Consider the following 19,464-nt stretch of genomic DNA (forward strand, 5'->3'; position numbering starts at 1 on the left):
CCGGCGACGCCCCGCCCCGTTCAACCGGCGGGGCCACCCGCTCACGATGCCGGTCACAATGCCTGTCACGATGCCTGTCGCGATGCCTGTCACGATGCCACGGCGAAGTGCTGCTCGATGACGGCCCGGATCTCGTCATGGCAGCCCCCGCAGCCGGTTCCGGCCCGCGTGCCCACCGAGACGTCCTGCACCGTCGCGCAGCCCGAGTGGACGGACTCCTGCACCGTGCCCCGCGTGATCCCCGCGCACCGGCACAGGGTCGCGTCGGGTCCTGGAGTCCGAGCTGCGCCGGCACCCTCGATGCTGTCGAGCCGCAGGAGGCTGGAGCGATCGGCGGGGAGTTCGCTGCCGCGTTCGAAGAGCAGCACCAGTTCCGCGCCGGTCCGCGGCATGCCCACGCACACGAGGCCCGTCAGCACGCCGTCGCGCGTGACCATCTTCGCGTAGCGACCGTGCCCCGGGTCCGTCCACACAGCGACGGCGAGGCCCGGTTCCACCGTCCACGGATCGGCGTCCGTCTCACCCGCGGTCACGGCGTCGACACCGCGGGCCTTGAGGACCAGGACGGCGTCCCGCCGGTCGGGCAGGCCGACGACGGCGGCGGGGACGCCGGACAGGTCCGCCGCGAAAGCCCGACCGAGCTGGTCCGCCTGCTGCCAGCCAGGGCCGATCAGCCCCTGCGGCGTGGTGACACCGATGCATGCCGGGCAGGAGCCGTCCCAGCAGCGCACCTCGGCGCAGTCACCGATCGCCCAGATGTCCTGGGTGTCGAGTGCGCGGAGTTCGTGGTCCACGAGGATCCCGGCGGCAGTAGGAAGGTCGCAGCCGTCGGCGAGTTCGGTACGCGGCCTCACGCCGCAGGCGAGCACGAGGGCGCCGCCGTTGACCTGGGTCCCGCCCTCGAGGGTGAGACCCGAGAAGCGCCCGTCCGTGAGGGTGATGCCTGTGGACGTGCCGGCCACCACGGTGATGCCGGCCCGAGTCAGGGCCGCGGCCAGGACCCGTGAGCCCTCACCGAGGAACCGCTCCATGGGGGCCCTGCCGTTGTGGACGAGCGTCACGCGTCCTCCTTCCTCGGCGGCGGCGAGGGCTGCCTCGATGCCGAGGATGCCTCCGCCCAGCACCACGATGCGCTGCCGCGCGGCCAGGGCCGCCGACACGGCTCGCGCGTCGGAGAGGTCCCGGAGGAAGCTGACGCCCGGCGGGAGGAGGAGCTCGTCGTGGAGCCCCTCGAGCCGCGGCAGGAGAGGGCGTGATCCGGTGGCGAGGACCAGGCGGTCGTAGCCGATGGCCTGTCCGTCGTCGAGCAGGACCCGCCGGAAGGGCCGGTCCACCCTCGCCGCACGGGCGCCGAGCCGGACGTCGACACCCGCGGCGATCAGCGCCGCCGCGTCGGCGAGCCGGATGGCGGACTCCCGCGTGCGGCCCACCGCAACGTCGGCGACGAGCACCCTGTTGTAGGCGGCGTCCTGCTCCTGGCCGATCACCGTCAACGCCACACATCCGGCGGCGACGAACGGCTCGAGGTGCTCGATGAGCCGCGCGGCGACGGGCCCGAAGCCCACGACGACGATCCGTTCCGGAACAGGTGCGGCGTTGCTCATGCGATGGCCTCCAGCTGGTCGGTGAATGCGCGGGTGGACAGGGACGCGACCCGGACCGGTGTCGTCTTGAACTCGGGCATGCCTGAAACCGGATCGGTGGCGCCTCCCGTGAGCCGGTTGGCGCTTTCCGCCTCCGCGTAGTGGAAGGCGAGGAAGACGGTGTCCTGGCGGATGTCGGCAGTGAGGTCCGCCAGCGCCCGGGCTTCGCCGTGGGCACTGGTGACGACGACGGGGTCGTCCTGCGCGATGCCGAGGTCCTGGGCGGTGGCGGGATGGAGCTGCAGGCGGGCCGCCGGCTGGGCGGCGAGCAGTTCGGTGACGCGCCGGGTCTGCGTCCCGGACTGGTAGTGCTCGAGCAGCCGGCCCGTGGCGAGCAGGAGCGGGGCAGGAACCCGTGCGTCGAGGGCGGCCGACCGGGGAGCCACCGGCACCAGCACGGCGCGACCGGTCGGATGGGTGAACGCGTCGAGGAACAGGCGGGGAGTGCCGGTGCTCCCCGCGGGGTAGGGCCAGTAGGCGGCCGCTCCGCCCTCGAGCACGCTGTAGTCGAGTCCGGAGTAATCCGCGATCCCGCCGGCGCTGGCGCGGGCGAGCTCATCGAACATCGTCGCCGGGTCGTCGCTGAAGAGCGACGGCGCCTCGAGCAGGCGGGCGAGCTCCTGCATCAGCCACAGCTCGCTGCGGGCGCCGGGGGGAGGGGCGACGGCGGCGCGGCGGCGCAGGACCCGGCCCTCGAGGTTCGTCACGGTGCCCTCCTCCTCGGCCCACTGGAGGACGGGCAGCACGATGTCGGCCAGAGCGGCGGTCTCGGACAGGAAGAAGTCCGAGACGACGAGGAGATCGAGCGACCGGAGTCCGTCGATCACCGTCGAGGCATTCGGTGCCGATACGGCAATGTTGGCGCCGTGCACGAAGAGGCAGCGGGTGCCGCCCGGCCGGCCGAGGGAGGCGAGGAGTTCGACGGCGGGCAGTCCGGGTCCGGGGATGGCATCCTCCGGCACCCCCCAGACCGCGGCGACGTGCGCGCGGGCTGCAGGGTCGGTGATTTTCCGGTAGCCGGGCAGCTGGTCCGCCTTCTGGCCGTGTTCCCGGCCGCCCTGCCCGTTGCCCTGGCCCGTCAGCGTCCCGAAGCCGCTGTGCAGCGTGCCGGGCAATCCGAGGAGGAGCGCGAGGTTGATCGCCGCGGTGGTCGTGTCGGTGCCGTCCGCGTGCTGTTCGATGCCCCTGCCGGTGAGGATGTAGGCACCAGGACCGCCCTGTGCTCCGCTGCGTGCTCCCTGCGCCAGGAGCCTCGCCGTCGCCCGGATCGCGGCGGCGGGGACGCCCGTGATGCCCTGCACGCGCTCCGGCCACCAGCGGGCCAGCCCGCGTGCGACGTCGTCGTACCCGCTGGTCCGTGCTGCGAGGTAGCGGCGGTCCTCGAGGCCTTCGGCGACCACCACGTGCGCGAGGCCGAGGAGGAGCGCGAGGTCCGTACCGGGCGTGGGCTGGAGGTGGACGCCCTTGCCCTGGTCGGTCAGGCGGGCGGTGGCGGAGCGCCGGGGGTCGACGACGATCAGGCCCGCTGCGGCCTGCGCCCCCCGGAGGTGCTGGACGAACGGCGGCATGGTGTCCGCGGTGTTCGAGCCGAGGAGCAGGACCACGGACGCGGCGTCGAGGTCCTCCAGGGGGAAGGGGAGGCCGCGGTCGACGCCGAACGCGCGGTTCCCGGCCGCCGCCGCCGACGACATGCAGAACCGGCCGTTGTAGTCGATGCGGGAGGTGCGCAGCGCAAGCCGGGCGAACTTGCCCAGCGTGTACGCCTTCTCGTTGGTGAGGCCGCCGCCGCCGAACACCGCGACGGAGTCCCGGCCGGACTCCGCCTGGATGCTGCGGACCCGGTCGGCGATCAGGTGCAGTACGGCATCCCACTCCGCTTCCCGCAGCACGCCGTCGGCGCCGCGCACCAGGGGTGCGGTGAGCCGGTCCGGGTGGCTGAGCAGGTCCGCGGCGGACCAGCCCTTCCGGCACAACCCGCCGCGGTTGGTGGGGAACTCCCGGCCGGTGATCGTCACGCCGTCGTTCCTGCCGTGGCTGCTCGCCGTGACGGTCATGGCGCACTGGAGGGCGCAGTAGGGGCAGTGCGTCTGCTGCCCGGTCCCGGCCTGCTCCACCGGTCAGACCTTGCCGAGCGTCGAGGAGCGGCGGAGGTAGAAGAACCAGGTGACGGCGAGCATCAGGACGTAGCCGCAGACGAACCCGTAGAACGCGCCCTCGTAGCTGCCGGAGGCGCCCTTCGAGGCGTTGAGGACCTGCGGGATGAGGAAGCCGCCGTAGGCACCGACCGCCGAGATGAGGCCGAGGGCCGCCGCCGACCTGCGGGCCGTGCTGACGGATTCGCGCAGCTCCGCCGATCCTGCGGCGGCACCGCGCCGGGCGAAGATCACCGGGATCATCCGGTAGGTGGCGCCGTTTCCCGATCCGGCGGCGGCGAAGAGCACGAGGAACAGGCCGAGGAAGAGCCAGAAGTTGGCCAGGGGGAGCGTCCAGACGACGGCGAGCGCTATGACCGCCATGACGGCGAATGCCCCGACGGTGATGAGTGCTCCGCCGAACCGGTCCGCGAGGCGCCCGCCGAAGGGCCGGGCGAGGGAACCGACCAGGGGGCCGAGGAAGGCCAGGCCCAGCGTGACCGGGCCCATGGCGATCGTGGAGAACGCGGGGAAGGTATCGGCGATCAGCTTCGGGAAGACCCCGGCGAATCCGATGAAGGACCCGAAGGTGCCGATGTAGAGCAGCGCCATGATCCACAGGTGCGGTTCACGGACGGCCGCCAGCGAACCGGCGAGGTCGCTCTTGGCGCTGGACAGGTTGTCCATGTACTTCCAGGCGCCGAAGGCAGCGACGAGGATCAGGGGCACCCAGAGCAGGCCGGCGAGCGGCAGGTTCAGGGTCGCGGCGGCACCGAGCACGACGGCAATGGGCACCACGAGCTGGGCGACGGCCGCACCGAGGTTGCCGCCCGCGGCGTTCAGGCCCAGGGCCCAGCCCTTCTCGCGGGCGGGGTAGAAGAAGGTTATGTTCGCCATCGAGCTCGCGAAGTTGCCACCGCCGAAGCCGGCGAGCGCCGCGACGGCGAGCATCACGCCGAACGGGGTCTCCGGGTTCGCGACGCAGAGCGCGAGCCCGACCGTCGGGATCAGCAGCAGGAGGGCCGAGATGATGGTCCAGTTCCTGCCACCGAACCTCGGCACCATGAAGGTGTAGGGGATGCGCAGGGTGGCTCCGACGAGGGACGGCATGGAGATCAGCCAGAAGATCTGCGACGTCGAGAAGGTGAAGCCCGCCGCGGGCAGGTACACGACGACGATCGACCAGAGCTGCCAGACCACGAAGCCGAGGAATTCGCAGCCGATGGACCACTGGAGGTTCCGCCTGGCGATGGACTTGCCGACGCTGTTCCACTGCGCGGTGTCCTCGGCGTCCCAGTTGTCGATCCAGCGGCCGCTGCGGTGCCCCAGCGGTGGCGCGCTCGCCGGAGCTGCCGGCGGGGCGGCCAGGGGCGATGATGCTTCGTCAATGCTCACGGAGTCCTCCAGGGGATGGGTGTTCCTGCTTTCCCCTGACGCTAGTGAGCGCGCATTTCCGGCCCTTGCGTGCTGCGTAAACGCTCCGTGACGTTCACCTATCCAAGGGCCCGGGCCGCTGTGAGAACTTCGGCGGACCCGGCTCCCGCAGGTCGCCGTCGGTGCGCACGGTCGCTCAAGATTGGTTCAAGCTTCACGGGATGACCCGCCCCGCGGCCGATGGGCGTCTTCCGGTATGCCTACAATCAGTGGCGGCGCTCCCGTTCCTGCCGCTGTTGACAGCGGAAGCCCGGCATGGAGCTTTCGTCGACCCAGTGGGAAATGGATGGTTATGAACAGCAGGATCGCGCCCCACGAGGCATTCCCCGACGTCGGCTCGCTGCCGACGGAGCAGGTCGAGGTGTTGAACAGCAAGGTCCACCGTGAGCTGGACTTCGAGTACGCGACCGACGGCGAAGCGCATGCCGAGACCGAATTCCGGCTCGAGGAAGTCAACGAGGAACTCGACATGCGGGACATGCTCGAGACCTGACACCGGCGCACGCGCCGCACCGGGTCAGCCGGGGAGTTCAGCGGGGCAGATCAGCCGGTCGGGTCAGCTGATCGATGAGGCCGGGGTCGCCTGGGGGCTGTGCCTCTCCAGCACGTCCAGCGCCGCCAGGGGCGACAGGTCGGCGATGGCCGCGACTGCGGCCAGGGACTCGCCGTTGCTGATCGCCGATGCCACTGCGCTCTGGAGCTCCTCCGGCGGGTCGATACTGGCGGACAGATCATCGTGCACGGCAGCGGTGTCCTTCCGTGCTGCAGCTACCACCCGATCAAGGTCTTCAAAGCTCACAGGCTCCTCCTAGCACGCGTCCCAGTGCTCCATTCTGCATGAGCGAGGGTAGGTGCAAGGGCCGTGCTGAAGCAGCCGACAGTCCTTGCCGTCCCGGCCGCGCTGTGCGTGTGGCCGGTCGTGGCCGTCCTCATCCCAGGAGTTCCGTCTCCGGCGTTACCCCTCCAGCACCGTGCCGGAGGTCCTCCGGAACTGTGCCGGAGGAGTAGCGGCCGAGGAACTGCACGATCTCCCGGGCGACCAGAGGCGCAGCGCCGCGATGCGCGCCGTGCGGTTGGCCGGGTACCTCCACCACCATCGCGCGGCGGGCTGCTCGGCCGAGCCGCCGGCACCAGGCCCGGCCGGCGATCGCGTCGATGGTTCCGCGGAGTATCAGGACGGGCTGGACCACCCGGGCAAGCTGATCATCGAGGCGATAGCCGAGCATCACGGGCAGCTCGGTCAGGTACCACCGGATGCCGCACCGAAGGTACGCACCGGTGACCAGCAAGTTGGTCGAGGGCCTCTCCAGAAGGCTGTCCAGTGCCAGAGCCGCGGCATGACGGACGGCGGAGGGATGAGCCGTATCGGTGACCGGACCGATGAGGACGACCGCGGAGACGAGATCGGGGCGTTGCAGCGCCAGCTCGGTGACGAACTGCGCACCCATCGAATGCCCCACGAGGACACATGACGACAACTGGGCCTGCTCGAGGGCCTGCCCCATCAGGTGCGCGTAGTCCGCCACACCGAAGCGGCGCGAGGGACGGGGAGTGCCACCGAAACCAGGAAGATCGAAGACCGCGACATCGCCGTGATCGAGCAGCTCCGCCTGCAAGCGGTCGAAGTAGCGGTGCGACATCCCGATGCCGTGCACCAGCACGAACACCGGTCCTGGCACGGCATCTCCCGATCTGCTGTGCCGGTGCAACCGGTACAGCCCCCCGTCACCCTCGATCGTCCGGCTGCTCGCCGTCGCCTCCGTCCCACGGGGTAGGAGGGCAGGCGGAAGGTACCTGGCGGATCGGAGGGCCACGGGCGGATCAGTTTCCTGTCGGGGTTGGGCAGGCCGGAGGCCTGGACGTGCACATGAGGGGGCGTGCTGGCGGAACCTGGCGAGGGTTGATGATCAACCGAGGGTCGACAGGCCGCGCGGGACGCTTTCAATGGTGATGGCGGTATTCGCTTCCACGGATTTCACTTCACCGTCGATCTGGTACGGCATGGGTTTGAGGGTCGAGAACCGGTACTGCGAGTAGCTGGGCTGGTCGCCCAGCCCCTTCGTCGCGGCCCGCAGGGCCGTCAGCAGAATCCGCCACTTGGCCGCATGCGGGAAGATGACGACCTCGAATTTGCCGTCGTTCGGTTGCTCGTCGGCTTCGCTCAAGGTCGCGTACTTCGCCATCTGGGAGATGTTCGCGAAAATCAGGCTGTCGAACTTCCGGTGTTTTCCATCAGTCTGGCGGATCTCGAAAGGCTTGAACTTCCGGAAGGTGCGTGCCACGGAGAACATCTCCTTGATGGCGCCCTTGCTCCCTTTCTCCAGATCGATCGCCATGACCGGCGTGAGCCCGAAGCCGATGTACGAATGGGCATGGACCGGTGGGGATCCCGGCTCGTCCATGCTCAGGCGCAGCACGTCGATCCGGCGTACCCGGCCCTCGACGATGGCCTCGGCCAGCGGCTTGCGTCCCGTCACGCGGCGGTGGTCGTTCGCGTTGCCGGCGGCGAGCACTGCGCAGACGACGTCGTCCCGGCCGCTGGCCATCACACCGTTGACCACTTCGTTGTACCCGCCGTCCCCACTGACCGAGACGACCAGGGCGTTGCCTGCCGCAGCAGCTTCCCGGGCGAGGTCGATCGCATGCCCCGCGTGTTCGGTGGGCTGCAGTCTCACCTCCGACTCCGGCAGTGCCGGCACGAGTTCGTCGCGGAGCCCGGCAGCGAGCGTCGGGGCGTCTCCCGTGCTGTTCGGATTGAAGATGATCGTGATGGTGTCGAACCGGCGCGGTGAGGTCATGGACAAACCGTATAGTAAGCCGTCTTCGTTTCGACACCCGACGCGGGCTCGCAGACGGATGAGGCTCCGGAACGGATGTTCCGGAGCCTCATTGGTGCGCTGTCGCGCTGGAATTCAGGACCGGTCAGGCGTGCGCGGCCTTGCGGTTGTGGTCGCGGTTGCGGGTCAGGAGCAGGGCCAGGGCGACCATGCCGACGCCGAGGAGGAAGTGGAGCCAGTTGTCCGCTCCGTTGAGGGGCACGAAGTTGCCGTCCGAGTTCTGGTCGATGACCAGGCCGTAGATCCAGAGGACGAGGTAGATGATCCCCCCGTACAGGAGGTAGGAACGTGCTCCGCTGATGGTGCGGGACATGGCGATACCGGCAGCACCGAAGAGCAGGTGCACGATGTTGTGCAGGACCGAGATCTGGAACAGGCCGAGGAGCATGGCGCCGGACTCGTGCCCGGCGAAGCTGAGCTGGTCGTACTGGCTGGTGATGCCCGGGACGAAGCCGAGGAGACCGACGAGCAGGAAGACTGCGCCGACGGCGAGGGCCGCTTTCTGGACGTTGGTGCGGGTGCCCGCTCGGGGCGTACTTGCTGTGGTCATGATTGTTCTCCCAGTTGAGTGAGTGGTGCTGCTGCGACTGATGATGTTCGTGGTGCAGTCGTCGAAGGATGGGTGAGACCGATGCGCCGGCCGTCCTGAGGGGTGGCCGGTGCATCACCTCCACACTACTAAGCTAGCTTCGTTTTGTGTGCGGGGCGTGCCATGGCGTGCCGCGTAATGTTATGGGTTCTGCCGGGCGCCGCCCCGGATCAGGGGTCGGGTATCGGGCCGGCCGGTGCCCGACCGGAGCTGGTCAGGAGCCCGCTACGACGTCGTGCGGTGCGTGTCGCCGGGGGAGGCCCAGTTGTGGCATGACCTGCTCCGCCATCGCTGTAAGGAAGAAATCCTGCTCCTTGCCGACGTTGTGCAGGTAGATCCGGTCCGCACCCTGCTCCGAGATCGCCGCGAGGAGATCGGCGAGTTGGCCGGGATCGTCGGTGACGAAGACGGACTCGGCCACGGCAGCGGGGGTGACGTGCTCGGCTGCCTGGTCGTAGTGCTCGGCGGTCTCGAGGTCCCAGCACAGGGGCGGTGGGAAGACATTCGTCCGCCACTGGTCGTGGGCGATGGACAGAGCCTCCTCGCGGCTGGGTGCCACGCTCACCTGGGTCTGGATGACGACGTCGCCGCGGCCCCCAGCGTCCCGGTACGCATCGATGACCTTTCGCAGCTCGTCCATCGGCTGCAGGATGGTCGCGAGACCGTCGGCCCAGGAGGCCACCCAGGCGGCGGTTTCCCGGGTGACTGCCGCTCCGATGAGGGGCGGCGGAGTGTCGGGGAGCGACCAGACCCGAGCCCTGTCGACCGTGACCAGGCCCTGGTGGCTGACCTCCTCCCCGGCCAGGAGCGCCCGGATGATGTCGATGCACTCTGCGAGGCGCGCTTTGCGTTCCGGTTTGGAAGGCCACCTCTGGCCTGTGACGTGCTCGTTCATCGCCTCCCCGCTGCCCAACGCCGCCCAGAACCTGCCGGGGTACATCGACTCCACGGTGGCGATCGCCTGCGCGGTGATGACCGGGTGGTACCTCTGGCCCGGCGCGGTCACAACCCCGAGCGAGAGCGACGTGGCCTCGAGCGCGGACCCCAGCCACGTCCAGGCGAAGCCCGACTCGCCCTGGCGCTCACTCCACGGGCTCAGGTGATCCGAGCACATCGCGGCGGTGAAGCCGGCGTCCTCCGCCTTCTTCACGTTGTCGAGGAGTTGCCGAGGTCCGAGTTGTTCATGCGAACAGTGGAAGCCGAGCTCTGTCACGGGAAGTACCTCTTCACTGGTCGAACGGGCGGGTGTCGTCATCCCAGCTTCCGCAGGACGGCCGTCGAGGACAAGGGTCACCGACGAATCCGCTCCCGCGCGGACAGCTGCTATGAGCGGGTGACCGTCAGTCGGCAGCGGCCGTTAAGGAAGCATCATGATCGACGGCATGAGCCGCCCCCGTTGCTACGCTCCGGGTGTTACCAGCCTCTGATGCGGAGCCGGGCACCCCGGGTCCGGAAGAACAGAAAGACGCGTCCTTGTCGGCTTCCGCCCACCCCTCCCTTCCTGCCACTGTTCCCAATCCCGCACGGGAGGCGGAGCCCGGCAGGCCGTTGGCGCGGTGGTTGCTCAAGCACCGGGTGAATCATCCGGTCGGCCCTGTGGCTGCGGAAGACCACGGCGCCCAGCAGAGCTGGTGGAAGGTCATGTGTCTCACCGGAGTCGACTACTTCTCCACCCTGTCCTACCTGCCCGGTATCGCTGCCCTGGCCGCCGGCGCCCTGTCGCCACTGGCCACCCTGCTGATCGTCGCACTGACGCTCCTGGGCATGCTTCCGATGTATCGCCGGGTGGCGGAGGAAAGTCCCCGGGGACAGGGGTCGGTAGCGATGCTGGAGCGGTTGCTGCCGTTCTGGCGGGGCAAGGTCTTCGTCCTGGTCCTTCTCGGCTTCGTTGCGACGTCGTGGATCATCACCATCACCCTCTCTGCAGCGGACGCCACCGTGCACCTGCTCGAGAATCCCTACTTGCCGCCCTTCCTGGAAGGTCACGCGGTACCCATCACCGTCGTCATGCTCCTGATCCTGGGGGGTGTGTTCCTGCTCGGCTTCTCCGAGGCGGTGGCCGTGGCCATTCCCCTCGTGGCCGTGTTCCTGGCCCTGAACGCCGTCATCATCGGCGCGGGACTGGTCGAGATCCTCTCCACGCCGGGCGCCCTGTCGACATGGACCGAGGCACTGACGTCCGGCGGAGGAGGTGTGGGGAGCGTCGTCGGCCCCGCCCTGGTCGCCTTCCCGCTACTGGTCCTGGGGCTCTCAGGATTCGAGACCGGGGTGAGCATGATGCCTCTGGTCGCGGCCGAGGGGACGACGCCGGAGGAGAAACTGCGCGGAAGGATCCGCAACACCCGGAAACTGCTCACCGTGGCGGCGCTGATCATGAGCGTGTACCTGATCGGTAGCAGTTTCGTCACCACCGTGCTGATCCCCGCCGAGGCCTTCCAGGACGGCGGTGAAGCGAACGGTCGCGCCCTCGCGTACCTGGCCCATGAACACCTCGGTAACGGCTTCGGTTCGATCTACGACATCAGCAGCATCCTGATCCTGTGGTTCGCCGGCGCCTCCGCGATGGCAGGGCTGATCAACATCGTTCCCCGGTACCTGCCCTCCTACGGCATGGCCCCGGACTGGTCGCGCGCCATCCGGCCGGTGGTGCTCGTCTACACGGCGATCAGCATCCTGATCACCATCGGCTTCGACGCGGACGTCAATGCCCAGGCCGGCGCCTATGCCACCGGAGTCCTTGCCATGATGGTCTCCGGGGCCATCGCGGTCACCATCTCGGCCATCAGGAAGAAGCAACGCGGCGCGGCCGTCGGATTCTCCGCGCTGACGCTGGTCATGCTCTACGCCCTGGCAGCGAACGTCATCGAGAAGCCCGACGGCATCACCATCTCCGCCTTCTTCATCCTGGGGATCATCGTCGTGTCGCTGGTGTCGAGGGTGAGCCGCACCACCGAGCTGCGCGTCGACAGGATCGACTTCGACGACGACGCGCGCCGATTCATCGAGGACTCGCTCGAGTTCGACGGGCGGCTGAATCTCATCGCGAACCGGCCGGAGGCGCGCGACGCAGCGGAATACGCCGGCAAGGAAGCAGCCCAGCGTGAGAACAACCCGGTGCCGGGCAGTGCCGACGTGATCTTCCTGGAGATCGACGTCACCGATCCCTCCGGATTCAGCGAGGTCCTGTACGTCCAGGGCGTCGAGGTCGACGGCCACCGGGTCCTGCGCGCCCAGAGCCCCGCAGCGCCGAACGCCATCGCGGCCATCCTCCTGGCACTGCGGGACGCCACGGGGGCGAAGCCCCACGCCTATTTCGACTGGTCGGAAGGCAACCCCCTGGCCCACCTCATGCGCTACCTGCTCCTGGGCCGAGGTGACACCGCGCCAGTAGTGCGCGAGATCATCCGTGAGAACGAACCCGACCCGGAGCGTCGCCCGGGCATCCACGTCGGATGAGCAGGACAACCGGACGCCCGCTATCGGGAACAGGCCCGATCCCGACCCCGGACCGGGTCCCGCGCGCCGACCCAGGACCGAGCGAAGGGTCCAGGCCGGGCCCCGAAGTCCCGGGCATCGCTGCCGTGCGGAAGATGCTGAGGAACAAGGAATTCCGGAGGGAAGTCGGCCTCGTCGGGCGGCTCATCTCCCACCCGGTCAGGGCGGTGCCGGTGGCCTTCCTGCTGGTCATCATCGTGGGCGCGCTCCTGCTGATGCTGCCGGCATCACGGACCGGTTCGGGACCCGAGGGCCTCATGCCCCCGATCTTCACCTCCGTGTCCGCCGTCTGCGTAACAGGACTCATCACGGTGGACACCGCCACGTACTGGACCCCCCTGGGCCAGGCCATCATCCTCGGCCTCATCCAGGCAGGCGGATTCGGGATCATGACCCTTGCCACCCTCCTCGCGTTGCTGGTCCGCAGGAGCATCGGACTCCGCGGACAGCTCGTCGCCCAGTCGGAAACGCACACCCTGAATTTCGGTGACGTCCGGGCCGTGCTCCTCCGGGTGGCCAGGATCATGGTGGGCTTCGAAGGGGTCACGGCCGTCATCCTGGCGGCGCGTTTCTGGATCGCCTACGACCGGAATCCCCTGACGGCGATCTGGCACGGCGTCTTCCACTCCGTATCGGCATTCAACAACGCCGGCTTCTCCCTCTACAGCGACAACCTCATCGGCTTCGCCGACGATCCGTGGATCATCACCCCGATCTGCCTGGCGATCATCGCCGGAGGGCTGGGCTTCCCTGTCATCATTCAGCTCACCCGCGGGAACGTGAGGCCCAGGAACTGGACGGTCCACCTCCGCCTGACCATCTACGGATCGCTCCTGCTCCTGGCCGCCGGGATGATTCTGTTCGCGGCCTTCGAATGGAATCGGGACGAAACCCTCGGGCACCTCTCCGTCACCGGCAAGCTCCTGGGCTCCTTCGCCGGCAGTGTGTTCCCTCGGACGGCGGGATTCAACAGCATCGACTACGGCGCCGCGGCGCCCGAGACGCTCATGGTCACCGACATCCTCATGTTCATCGGTGGCGGAAGCGCGGGCACCGCCGGCGGCATCAAGATCACCACCTTCCTGGTGCTGGGCTTCGCCATCTGGAATGAAGTCCGGGGCCGCGACCAGGTCACCATCGCCCACCGGTCCATCAGTTCGTCCTCCCAGCGCCAGGCGCTCTCCGTGGCGCTGCTCGGAATCGCCGCCGTCATCAGCGGCACGATGCTGCTGCTCATGGTCACCGACCACAGCCTGGAGAAAGTACTCTTCGAGTCGGTCTCCGCCTTCGCAACCGTCGGCATGAGCACGGGGATCACCTACGGACTGCCCCCATCCGCCCAATGGGTCCTCATGGCACTGATGTTCACCGGACGCATCGGTACCGTCGCTGTGGCCTCCGCACTTGCCCTCTCCACCCGTCCCCATTTCTACCGACTCCCGGAGGAACGCCCGATCATCGGGTAGGACGACTATCCGGCCAATGATTGGCGCAGCTTGTCCGGATTGCGTACGAGGTAGACGCCGGTGATCCTGTGCTGGTGATCCAGGGCCACAGCGAGGGTCAGTTCGAGTTCCTCCCCTGAGCGGATGAGGATTCCCGGGCCACCGTTGAGCGGACCGATGTCCACGCGCATCCGCGGCACGGGAGTGCGGGCGATCTTCAGCAGGAACGCCGCGATGGCCTCTGCTCCCAGGATGGGCTTGCGGGCAGCGACGACCTTGCCCCCGCCGTCGGACAGCAGGACCGCGTCGGGGGCCAGCACATCCATCAGGGCCTGGAGATCTCCGGTGGCCAGCGCGTCCAGGAACGCGCTGAGGGCCACGGCGGTGCTCTCGGCGCCCATCGCCGTGCGGTCGACGGCGGTGAGCCGCGTCCGGGCGCGGACGGCGATCTGCCGGACCGCCGCCGCATTCCTGCCGACCGCCTCGGCGATGGCCTGGTAGGGCAACCCGAAGACGTCGTGGAGCAGAAACACGGCGCGTTGCTCCGGCGTGGTCTGCTGCAGCAGCACCGACAGGGCGTAACTGAGCTGCTCCTGCATCAGGAGGTGCTGCTCCGGGGTGTCTCCCTCCGCCACCAGGGGCTCCGGTAACCAGGGCCCCGGATAGTCCTCCCGGCGGCGGGCCACCGTCCGCACCGCGTTGAGCGCGGTGCGGGTGGCGATGGCCGCGAGGTAGGACCGGGGAGTGCGGACCTGGCCCAGGTCCACCCCCGCCCAGCGCAGGTAGGTGTCCTGGACGACGTCGTCGGCGTCGGCACGGGTGCCGAGGATCTCGTAGGCGATGGCGAAGACCATCGAGCGGTGGGCGGCGAACAACTCGTCCTGCTCCGTCATGGGTGCCACAGGCATCAGCCTACGGGCACCGCCGGGCCTGTCGGCCCTCTGAAGGATCCCGGCCTGCGGGCCTCCCTGGCTAGCCACGCCACGGTCATCCGGCAGATCTGCTCCTTGGCCCACCCCGCACTCCGTCCGGACAGTGCCACGACCCGGGGTGCGTCGTCGGGGTGCACGAGCTGCAGGTGTCCTCGCCCGGCGCCCAGATCGAGGCACTGCGCGAGATAGCCGATGTCGATGGCCGACGGCGCGACGCCGGACAGGCGGGCGAGCACGGTGTCAGCGGCGTGGGCCCCCATCGGGATGGCCGCCGCACACGAGGCGCGGAGGTGTGCCCCGGCGGCTCCGGTGACACACACCGCGTCACCGGCACCGATGATGCGTTCGTGCCCCGGCACGGTGAGGGTCGCGTCCACCAGGAGCCGGCCGTCCCCGTCCACGGGAAGTCCGCTGTCCGAGGCCAGGGACGGCACAGCGAGCCCAGCCGTCCAGATCGTCGCCGCGGCCGAAGGACGGGAATGTCCGCCGGACGTGATCGTCCCGGTGACCGGATCCACTACCCCTTCCTCGACGGAGATCTTGAGGTGCTGCAGGCGGCGGGCCACGGCGTGCCGCCCGGTAACTGGGTGAGCCAGACCCGATGGCGCAACGATCGTGATGAGCAGGTCGGGGCGCGCCACCGCCAGCGCGCTCGCCACCTCCACTCCGGTCGGACCGGCCCCGGCCACCGTCACCGCCGAGCCGGGAGCCAGTCCGGCGATCGCTTCCCGTGTCGATCCTGCTGCTGCCCGATTCGTCACCGACAACAGGGCCGTGGGCTGTTCCCCGCTGCCGACGGCATAGACCAGCCAGTCGAAACGGACGGACCCATGGTCGCCCCGGATCCGCCGGTTCCCGGAGTCGATGCTCAGCGCCCGGGCCTGCATCCGACGCACCTGCGGGTGCAGTACCTCCGCCCAGTCCACCCCTGCCGTATTCCGGCCCCCCGCGCCGACCTGGTGCAGCCGGATCCGCTCGGTGAACTGCGTCCCCGGATCGAGCAGGACCACCTCGACAGGAGCCGTACCAGGCGTGCCTCCCGCAGCCCGGTTCGCCGCCATCACTCCGGCGTATCCGCCACCGACCACCACTACACGCACCGTTCCAGACATCACACACTCCTTCGGAATTCATCGACATCATCAAGACACCGCCCGCAGGAGTTCTGTGACACGTCCGCCTGGTGTCACAGTGCGGAGGCGCTGAGTTCGTCGATGAGGAAGCGCGCCATGCCGGCCCGGGCGTGCACGAGATCGCGGAGCTCGTCCGTGATGGGTTCGTCCAGCTGCGGGGGGAACAGGGCGGACAGCCCGCTCTGGATCGCCATGGAGATCGCGAAGCCCCGCCGCACAAGGGCCGGGGAGAGCGGGGCGCCTTCCGCTCTCAGTCCCTGCCCGTAGGCCTCCACGCAGGCAGGAGCGAGCAGGGGGAGCATCGCGCCGTCCATCAGCCCGTCATTGACCCGTCCCGCGAGCAGCTGGCCGAGGTCGTACCCCGCCGTCATCGCGCCGAAGCTACCCCAGTCGAGGGCGACCGCTCCGGAGCCGGTCTGCAGGAGGTTCTGGGGGCAGGCGTCGCCGTGGGCCCGTGCCATCGGCAACGTCGCCAGTTCTGCCAGAAGAAGGGGGATCTGCTCCACGAAGGCGAGCAGGTCCCGCTCGAGGTGCTCATCGATCACGCCGTCGTACACGGGGAGGGAGTGCAGCATCCCCGAACGGAGCATGGGGATGAAAACATGCTCACCGGGGCCCGCCACGAAGTCCGCCAGGTCGCGCCGGACTCCCATCGGAGCCCCCGGCACACCTGCCAGCCGCCCGAGGAGATAGGCCATGTGCGCGTAGCGCCCGGCATCCCACGCCGGCGCGGGATCCTCCTGGACGTCTTCCATCCAGATGCCGGCGCTCTCCTCATCGAGATGTTCGACGAAGTAGAGGTCGGGGATCCGTAGTCCCGGAGGAAGGAAGCTCTTCAAGGTGCTCTCGTAGACGTCCGCCTCGGTGCGCCAGGGCATCTGGGCAACGAGGTCGGCCCTCATCTCCGGGGGAACAGCATCGATGCCGGACCACCGGAGGGGAGTGGAGATCACTTTCAGCACGGCGTGGAATGCATGGAAGCCCCGGCTGTCGGCAGCTGTGCCCCGCAGCCGCCACAGTCCACCGGTCGTCATGTTGGCAGGGGACAGCCCGAACGGTTCGAACTCGTGGTCCAGTACCTGCACCGGCTGATCAGCCTGCATCGCTGACGCGGCGACCCGTTCCAGGGTCACAGCAGAAACCTCGACGTTCTGCACACCCCAGTGTCCGTCCGATGCCGGAGGAGGACAAGGACGACGCCGGCCAGGCGGTGTGATTCCGCCGCAGGAGACCGTGTCCTGGCAGGTCCGGTGCGGCAGGTCTACTGCGTCTGAGTCGGCACCGCGGTCCGCCCCGATTGCGAGGCGTGCTGTGCCGACTTCTGTTCGAAGAACTCGCACAGCGCTGCCGCTTCGGTCAGCTCCTTCGCAAGGTCGCGTAGTTTCCCCGCGCTCATTGTGAGGTCCCGCTCGCGCGGTCCGAAGTTGACTTCCCACCTAGGGTTACCAGGAGCGACGGGGTGAAGGTAGACGTCCGACGGCAGGTCGGTCATCCGCATCACCACCAGGCCCGTATCAGCACCTGCTCCGCCGTCGTGCCGGAGTACCTCGATGACGCTCTTCGACGTCGCGCCGGTCGCGGCGAACTCACGTACCCACTGCTGAAGTAGGTCCTTACTGCGATAGGGCACGACGAAACTCCTCGGGATGGTGTGGGGACCAGTCTACGAGGGCCTGCCCACGCGAGCCCCATCGGCGCGTCCGGGTTCCCTGGATCGTTTTTCCATCCCGTGGCCGGCGGTTTAGGGTAGAACGTCCTGTCGCCCGCAGCACCGCGACTTCCGCTGCAGCCGGTCCGACCACCCTCCGAAGAACGGCCCTTCCATGCCTGCTGAGCACCAGCTGTCGAAATCCCTGAAACCGCGGCACCTGTCAATGATCGCCATCGCCGGCGTGATCGGCGCCGGACTCTTCGTCGGATCCGGTGCCGCGATCCAGCAGGCAGGTCCGGGGATCCTGGTCGCCTACCTCGCCGCAGGACTGGTGGTCATCCTCGTCATGCGCATGCTCGGCGAGATGGCAGCAGCCAACCCGGAGACCGGTTCCTTCTCCACGTACGCAGACAAGGCGCTGGGACGCTGGGCGGGGTTCAGCATCGGTTGGCTCTACGCCTGGTTCTGGATCATCGTCCTCGGCATCGAGGCGACGGCCGGCGCCGCCATCATGCACCGCTGGGTGCCGGGCATCGACCAGTGGGTCTGGGCGCTGCTCCTGATGGTCCTCCTCACCCTCACCAACCTCGGTTCCGTGAAGTCCTTCGGGGAGTTCGAGTTCTGGTTCGCTTCCATCAAGGTCACCGCCATCGTGCTGTTCCTGCTGTTCGGCCTTGCGGCGATCCTGGGGCTCATCCCCGGCGTTCCTGCCCCTGGGCTGGACAATCTGGTCGGCAACGGCGGCTTTATGCCCAACGGGCCGGGCGCGGTGCTGGCAGGCATCCTGGTGGTCGTCTTCTCCTTCTTCGGCGCCGAAATCGCGACGATCGCGGCCGGTGAATCGGAGAACCCCGTCGACGCGGTCAAGAAGGCCGTGAAATCCACCGTCTGGCGCATCCTGGTCTTCTACATCGGGTCCATCGCCATCGTGGTCACCCTGCTGCCCTGGAACTCGGCCTCCGTGGCCAAGAGCCCGTATGTCGCCGTGATCGAGCTCTTCGGAATCCCGGGCGCCGGCACCATCATGGACATCGTCGTGCTGACCTCCGTGCTGTCCTGCCTCAACTCCGGCCTCTACACGGCCAGCCGCATGCTGTTCTCGCTCTCCCACCGGGGCGACGCCCCGGGCGCCTGGATGCGCATCTCGAAGCGGGGCGTCCCGGCCGCGGCAGTGCTGGCCTCCACGGTCGTCGGCTTCATCACCGTCGGCCTGAACTACATCGCCCCGGACACGGTCTTCCTCTTCCTGGTCAACACCTCGGGAGCCATCGCCCTGTTCGTGTGGCTCGTGATCGCCGCCTCGCAACTGATCCTCCGCCGCAGGATGGGCGCGTCCGCCCAGGCCCTCCCGTTGAGAATGTGGCTCTTCCCGTACCTGACCTGGGTGGCCATCGTCAGCATCGTCGCCCTGCTGATCGGCATGCTCATCCTGGACACGACCCGGGAGTCACTCCTGCTCTCGCTGGCTCTGGCCGCTGTCGTCGTCGGCATCGGCCTGTGGCGGTACCACTCGCACGGCGAGAAGACCCCGGGACGGTCCGGCGCCGCCGCTCCGACTGCACCGGAGGAAGCCCGCCGCGGCGCCTGACGGGGACTGCGGCGGGGCGCCCAGCGTCCCGCCGGCGCACCGGGTCCACGGTCTGACCTGCTAGCGGGAGCAGCACGGAATCTCTGGTCTCGCTCACTAGAGTGATGCCATGAGTCTCGAATGGGAACAGCTGGTCATCGACGCGGCGCAGCCGGGTGAGCTCGGACGCTGGTGGGCCGCCGCGCTCGGCTGGGTGGTGACCTTCGAGTCGGATGACGAGTTCGAGATCCGCCCCTCACCGGATCGGCTGCCGGGGCTGGTGTTCGTGCCGGTGTCGGACCCCAGGACCGTCAAGAACCGGCTGCACCTCGACTTCCGCCCGGACAACCCGGCGCTCGAGGTGGAACGCATGCTGGCATTGGGCGCTCGTGCCGTCGACATCGGCCAAGGTCCGCAGCCGTGGACCGTGCTCGCGGACCCGGAAGGCAACGAGTTCTGCATCCTGGGACCCAGGGAAGCCCCTGCCGGAAGCTAGGTGGACCGGCTCCGCGGATTTCGTTCGGTCTTGCGGCGCGCCGTCGGCACGCGGGACCCTAGGCTGATCGCCGGCGGTCGCACGGGTCGCGGGTGGTCCATCTCTGGGAG

17 protein-coding genes are annotated in these 19,464 nt (G+C 68.7%); 5 read left to right on the forward strand and 12 right to left on the reverse strand.

Translation table 11 applies throughout. The features are described from left to right. Positions 1-89: 89 nt before the first annotated feature. From P5G52_RS07840 to P5G52_RS07850, 3 genes are read right to left on the reverse strand one after another with little or no spacing between them, the layout of a single operon-like run. Positions 90-1,604: an FAD-dependent oxidoreductase gene (locus tag P5G52_RS07840; RefSeq protein ID WP_301226236.1), complete on the reverse strand. Its 1,515-nt coding sequence runs from the start codon at positions 1,602-1,604 to the stop codon at positions 90-92. Continuing rightward, complete coding sequence (locus P5G52_RS07845) at positions 1,601-3,757, reverse strand: molybdopterin oxidoreductase family protein (protein ID WP_301226237.1); 2,157 nt, start codon at positions 3,755-3,757, stop codon at positions 1,601-1,603. The genes P5G52_RS07840 and P5G52_RS07845 overlap by 4 nt, the downstream gene beginning before the upstream one ends. Before the next feature lie 3 nt (positions 3,758-3,760). Beyond that, entirely contained in the window at positions 3,761-5,170 is a 1,410-nt protein-coding gene (locus tag P5G52_RS07850) for an MFS transporter (RefSeq protein WP_301226238.1), read from the reverse strand. A gap of 331 nt (positions 5,171-5,501) precedes the next feature. Between P5G52_RS07850 and P5G52_RS07855 the strand changes: the two genes are divergently transcribed. Further along, on the forward strand, positions 5,502-5,702 hold the full coding sequence (locus tag P5G52_RS07855; RefSeq protein ID WP_301226240.1) for a hypothetical protein: 201 nt from the start codon (positions 5,502-5,504) through the stop codon (positions 5,700-5,702). Between the two features lie 63 nt (positions 5,703-5,765). On the opposite strand, the gene P5G52_RS07860 is transcribed toward P5G52_RS07855, so the two are convergent. The 5 genes from P5G52_RS07860 to P5G52_RS07880 all read right to left on the reverse strand — a co-directional run bounded on the left by P5G52_RS07860 (position 5,766) and on the right by P5G52_RS07880 (position 9,848). After that, entirely contained in the window at positions 5,766-6,008 is a 243-nt protein-coding gene (locus P5G52_RS07860) for a hypothetical protein (protein ID WP_301226242.1), read from the reverse strand. 130 nt (positions 6,009-6,138) lie between these two features. Further along, positions 6,139-6,888, reverse strand: coding sequence for an alpha/beta fold hydrolase (locus tag P5G52_RS07865; RefSeq protein WP_301226244.1), 750 nt, complete (start codon positions 6,886-6,888; stop codon positions 6,139-6,141). Between the two features lie 228 nt (positions 6,889-7,116). Continuing rightward, the gene (locus P5G52_RS07870; protein ID WP_301226246.1) at positions 7,117-8,007 is read right to left on the reverse strand and encodes a diacylglycerol/lipid kinase family protein; all 891 of its coding nucleotides are present in this window, start codon (positions 8,005-8,007) and stop codon (positions 7,117-7,119) included. A 124-nt stretch (positions 8,008-8,131) separates the two neighbouring features. Next, on the reverse strand, positions 8,132-8,596 hold the full coding sequence (locus tag P5G52_RS07875; protein WP_301226248.1) for a DUF4383 domain-containing protein: 465 nt from the start codon (positions 8,594-8,596) through the stop codon (positions 8,132-8,134). Positions 8,597-8,849: 253 nt separating this feature from the next. Next, the gene (locus tag P5G52_RS07880) at positions 8,850-9,848 is read right to left on the reverse strand and encodes a TIGR03885 family FMN-dependent LLM class oxidoreductase (protein WP_301226249.1); all 999 of its coding nucleotides are present in this window, start codon (positions 9,846-9,848) and stop codon (positions 8,850-8,852) included. A 260-nt stretch (positions 9,849-10,108) separates the two neighbouring features. On the opposite strand from P5G52_RS07880, the gene P5G52_RS07885 reads away from it, so the two are divergent. Then, on the forward strand, positions 10,109-12,091 hold the full coding sequence (locus tag P5G52_RS07885) for an APC family permease (RefSeq protein ID WP_435868656.1): 1,983 nt from the start codon (positions 10,109-10,111) through the stop codon (positions 12,089-12,091). 134 nt (positions 12,092-12,225) lie between these two features. Then, positions 12,226-13,596 carry a TrkH family potassium uptake protein gene (locus P5G52_RS07890; protein ID WP_301226253.1) on the forward strand — a complete coding sequence of 457 codons (1,371 nt, stop codon included), beginning with the start codon at positions 12,226-12,228 and terminating at the stop codon, positions 13,594-13,596. 5 nt (positions 13,597-13,601) lie between these two features. Here the strand turns inward: P5G52_RS07890 and sigJ are convergent, their stop codons facing one another. The 4 genes from sigJ to P5G52_RS07910 form a co-directional block, all read right to left on the reverse strand. After that, positions 13,602-14,468: an RNA polymerase sigma factor SigJ gene (gene sigJ, locus P5G52_RS07895; protein WP_301228710.1), complete on the reverse strand. Its 867-nt coding sequence runs from the start codon at positions 14,466-14,468 to the stop codon at positions 13,602-13,604. Between the two features lie 14 nt (positions 14,469-14,482). Next, positions 14,483-15,619 carry an FAD-dependent oxidoreductase gene (locus tag P5G52_RS07900; protein WP_301226255.1) on the reverse strand — a complete coding sequence of 379 codons (1,137 nt, stop codon included), beginning with the start codon at positions 15,617-15,619 and terminating at the stop codon, positions 14,483-14,485. A 74-nt stretch (positions 15,620-15,693) separates the two neighbouring features. Beyond that, positions 15,694-16,773, reverse strand: a complete 1,080-nt coding sequence (locus tag P5G52_RS07905; RefSeq protein WP_301226257.1) for a phosphotransferase family protein — start codon at positions 16,771-16,773, stop codon at positions 15,694-15,696. Positions 16,774-16,901: 128 nt separating this feature from the next. Continuing rightward, positions 16,902-17,270, reverse strand: coding sequence for a hypothetical protein (locus P5G52_RS07910; protein ID WP_301226259.1), 369 nt, complete (start codon positions 17,268-17,270; stop codon positions 16,902-16,904). 193 nt (positions 17,271-17,463) lie between these two features. Between P5G52_RS07910 and P5G52_RS07915 the strand changes: the two genes are divergently transcribed. Both P5G52_RS07915 and P5G52_RS07920 read left to right on the forward strand, forming a co-directional pair. Continuing rightward, positions 17,464-18,879, forward strand: coding sequence for an amino acid permease (locus P5G52_RS07915; protein WP_301226261.1), 1,416 nt, complete (start codon positions 17,464-17,466; stop codon positions 18,877-18,879). Between the two features lie 109 nt (positions 18,880-18,988). After that, positions 18,989-19,354 (forward strand): VOC family protein, encoded by a 366-nt coding sequence (locus P5G52_RS07920; protein WP_301226263.1) that lies wholly within the window; start codon positions 18,989-18,991, stop codon positions 19,352-19,354. Positions 19,355-19,464: the final 110 nt, after the last annotated feature.

Origin of the sequence: Arthrobacter burdickii, assembly GCF_030433645.1 — a bacterium.
Classification (GTDB): Bacteria; Actinomycetota; Actinomycetes; order Actinomycetales; family Micrococcaceae; genus Arthrobacter_D; species Arthrobacter_D burdickii.

Bases quoted from the DNA above. Each gene is read 5' to 3' on its own strand.
- P5G52_RS07840 (WP_301226236.1), bottom strand. From the start codon at position 1,604: ATGAGCAACGCCGCACCTGTTCCGGAACGGATCGTCGTCGTGGGCTTC.
- P5G52_RS07855 (WP_301226240.1), top strand. From the start codon at position 5,502: ATGAACAGCAGGATCGCGCCCCACGAGGCATTCCCCGACGTCGGCTCG.
- P5G52_RS07870 (WP_301226246.1), bottom strand. From the start codon at position 8,007: ATGACCTCACCGCGCCGGTTCGACACCATCACGATCATCTTCAATCCG.
- P5G52_RS07875 (WP_301226248.1), bottom strand. From the start codon at position 8,596: ATGACCACAGCAAGTACGCCCCGAGCGGGCACCCGCACCAACGTCCAG.
- P5G52_RS07890 (WP_301226253.1), top strand. From the start codon at position 12,226: ATGCTGAGGAACAAGGAATTCCGGAGGGAAGTCGGCCTCGTCGGGCGG.
- sigJ (WP_301228710.1), bottom strand. From the start codon at position 14,468: ATGACGGAGCAGGACGAGTTGTTCGCCGCCCACCGCTCGATGGTCTTC.
- P5G52_RS07900 (WP_301226255.1), bottom strand. From the start codon at position 15,619: ATGTCTGGAACGGTGCGTGTAGTGGTGGTCGGTGGCGGATACGCCGGA.
- P5G52_RS07915 (WP_301226261.1), top strand. From the start codon at position 17,464: ATGCCTGCTGAGCACCAGCTGTCGAAATCCCTGAAACCGCGGCACCTG.
- P5G52_RS07920 (WP_301226263.1), top strand. From the start codon at position 18,989: ATGAGTCTCGAATGGGAACAGCTGGTCATCGACGCGGCGCAGCCGGGT.